The sequence below is a fragment of the Deltaproteobacteria bacterium genome, from assembly GCA_009929795.1.
In the GTDB taxonomy this organism is placed as follows: Bacteria; Desulfobacterota; Desulfovibrionia; order Desulfovibrionales; family Desulfomicrobiaceae; genus RZZR01.
Genome location: RZZR01000224.1, coordinates 1 through 3,234, shown reverse-complemented (window position 1 = coordinate 3,234; position 3,234 = coordinate 1). Strand labels below are relative to the sequence as shown.

Sequence of the window (3,234 nt, the reverse complement as noted above, 5' to 3'; positions counted from 1 at the left end):
GCCTTCGGGGCTGACCGCCCCACCATTTCCGGCCGTGGCGTTGACCGTATAGGTTTCGATGGTCACGGCTCCGCTGGCCACCAGGGCGTAGGTCTGGGGACCCATGGGCACGTTGTATCCGGCAATGGAGACCGTATAGGGGCCTGGCGTGGGGTTTTCCACGGTCACGCCGACGACGTTGTTCACCCGGTCGAAGTCAGGGCTGGCGGTTAAGTGAAAGACCATGGCCCCGGACAAGGGAGTGGAATCAGAGGCAATCCATTCCTGTCCAGTCCAGAGCAGGCTCGCATCGCCCACGGGGTTGGTGTCAACATAAAGGCCGATCTCTTCGGACTCCTTCTCCAGAACAAGGAAAAAGGCCCCAGATTCCACGAGTGCAATAACCGGTACGGTCACGGGGATTTGATCGCCGGAGCCCACATATCCCAGGTTTGTCCGGTGCAATTCCCTGCCCGGAGTGGCTCCTGGCCCGTCGGCCAAACATATAGACACGCTCATGGGTTGGACGATTTTCCCGGGATTGGCCGGAACAAAGGTCACCGCAGTGATCAATGCCGGATATCGGGTCGGGGTGAAGCGCAGTGCCCTTCGGGTGAAACTCGTGGTGGAGCCGTCGATTTTATCGCCCATTCGCAGGGTGTACGGGGCCAGGCTCAGGGCTTTGTCGGCGTAGAGAATGGCGCCCGAGGGATCGGTCACGGACAGGTCCAGATCGTTGACCAAGGCCCCGTGGGTAGCCTCGGTGCCTGGATAGTCGGACCAGACCAGGTTGATCTTAAGGGGCGTGTCCGGGCTGGTGACCTGGAAGGTGTAGGTTTCGACGTCGCCGGTGGACAGGGCGTCGAGGCTGTTTTCGTCGAAGTAGTGGATGGTTTTGGGACGAGGAGGAAAGACCGTGGATCCGATGTCCACGCGCCCCCAGCCCGAGACGATGTTCGGCCCCGGACCGTAGGGGATTTCCTGTTCCGGGCCCGATCCGAATTGGCCGGGGGCGATGTCCAGTGCCCCGTTCAGCAGGGCGGCCTTGATCAGGGCGGCCGAGGGACTGCTCAATCCAAGAGATTCGTTCATGTATTGGCGAACCAGGGCCGAGGCTCCGGCGGCCAGGGGGCAGGCCATGCTCGTGCCGCCCATCCAATAGTACCAGGCGTTGTACGGGCCCCAGGCGTCTCGAGTGGCCAGGGCCGAGCGGGTGGAGAGGATGTTCGTGCCAGGGGCCACGATGTCGGGCTTGAAGCGGCCGTCCAGCACCGGGCCGCGAGAACTGAAGGCGGCCATGCCCATTGGGTTGTCGGCCAATGGGTCGGAGAACAGGGGCTCGGCGGCATAGTCCTTGGGCCAGGATCGGCCAAAGGTGGAATCACGGCCCGAGCCGTCGGGACGGTCGCCTTCCGAAGCGCCCACGGCTACACAGTTCTTGGCCGTGGCCGGAGGACCGACGGTGTAGAGGTCGACCACGCCATCTCGGTCCAGATCCGTGCCCGCATTGCCGGCGGCGACAAGAATCAAGAAATCCCGGTTATCCCAGACGAATTCATCAACGTTGCGGGTGTTGCTGTCGTAGAAGGCGTTCATATCGCCGCCCCAGCTATTGGAGTGAATGCGAACTCCGGATTTCCGGGCCTGATCGAACAATTCGTTCAGATCGTCAGGGATGCCTGAGAGGTATCCCTGTTCGTCGGCCACGGCCTGGAAGACCAATGATGCCTCCGGAGCCGAACCGGAAAAAGAGGTTTCCGGGTACGAGCTCAAGGCAGGGTCGCTGCCAGAGGCCAAGCCGTTGCCCAGAACCGATCCGGCCACATGCGTGCCGTGGCCGTTCTGGTCCCGGCCCAGGTTGCCGGAAAGATCGAAGATTTTGAGAACCCTGCTGGCGTTCTGGCCGTCGGTGAAATCGGGGTGCAGGTTGGCCGGGTCGGCCGAACCCCGGTCCAGCCCTGTGTCGCAGACCCCGACGATTTGGCCCTTGCCGGTCAGGCCGTGGCTATCCCGGGCTGTGCGCAGGTTCATGACGTCCGAGGACTTGTTGTTGTGCAGCTTCCATCTGGGAGCCGGTTCGATCCAGCGTACGGCCTGGATCTTCGAGAGAGACTCGGCAAGTTTTCCAGTTCCGTCCACTGCAGGGATCACTTTGAGGGTCGTTTTCCATTTGGTCGAGGTTTGGCCGATGACCTGTCCTCCGGCGCGGGTCACGGCGGCGGCAACGGCGCCCACGTCCTCGCCGGGGAAGAGGATGACCTGAATCCCGGCATTTTCAGCAGCGGTTGCGGCCGTGTTGAGCAGGACCGGACTGATTTTATAGGCGGGCAGATATGGGCCGGTCCAGCGGGTGTGGGTGACCTGGGACAGGGCCTTGGCCCCCGAGACTTCGGTTCGGACCAGATAGGCGAATTCGGGGACGTATTCGAGGATGGTCGCGCCCGTGGCCTCCACGGCCTCGCGCCATTCCGGGCGGATGGGCCCGTCGAATTGGATCAGATGGTAAGGTCCGGTTGAGCCTGTTGCGATCATTTTCGGAGTCAGGGCCTCGGTGGAGAGAGGGTCGAAAGTTCCCACGGCCAGGCGCAGGAATAGGCCTTGTTTATCGCCAGCTCCGACTGGAGCTTCCAGTATGGAGAGCAAGAGCAGGAGAAGAAAAAATGGTACGCGGTGGACGGACATGCTTGGGGCTCCCGGTTGGTTGTGGATGAAGATTTTTAGGTTAGCCCAAAGCCAGTTGCCTGACAATCGTCTTTAGAGATGGGGACGAGAGGGTATGCGTATCGGGCCCTGGCCGTTCAGAAGAAAAGCCCGGGGCCCCGGCGGAGTCATGGTGCGGGGCCTCGGGCTTTGAGACTAACAGTGATTTGAACGGCGGATTAGCTGATTTTTTTACGCAACCGCAGGGCTACGGCCAGGCTGGCCAGAAGAAGGAGCATGACATCCATTTCCGACCTTGGGTTGTAGAGACAGCCTCCTCCGCCCCCGCCTCCGGAAGAGCCCGAGGAGCGGAATGTGGCCCGGATGGTGTGGTTTTCGTTCACGTTACGGAAGGCGTATGAGTCGACCACGCCCACGGACACCTCGTCCACGATAACGTCGGCAATTTCGTGGCTTTTGTCGGCGATGATGGTTACCAGGAGGTCGCCGTTCTTGCGGACCGGGATCAGGCCTTCGGGGCTGACCGCCCCACCATTTCCGGCCGTGGCGTTGACCGTATAGGTTTCGATGGTCACGGCTCCGCTGGCCACCAGG

At 61.7% G+C, this 3,234-nt stretch carries 1 protein-coding gene; it reads right to left on the bottom strand.

Features of this window, described 5'->3' with window-relative positions; all coding sequences use genetic code 11:
- Positions 1 to 2,661, bottom strand: a 2,661-nt coding sequence (locus EOM25_13455) for a hypothetical protein (GenBank protein ID NCC26180.1), incomplete at its 3' end; no start/stop codon positions are given.
- Between the last annotated feature and the right edge of the window lie 573 nt (positions 2,662 to 3,234).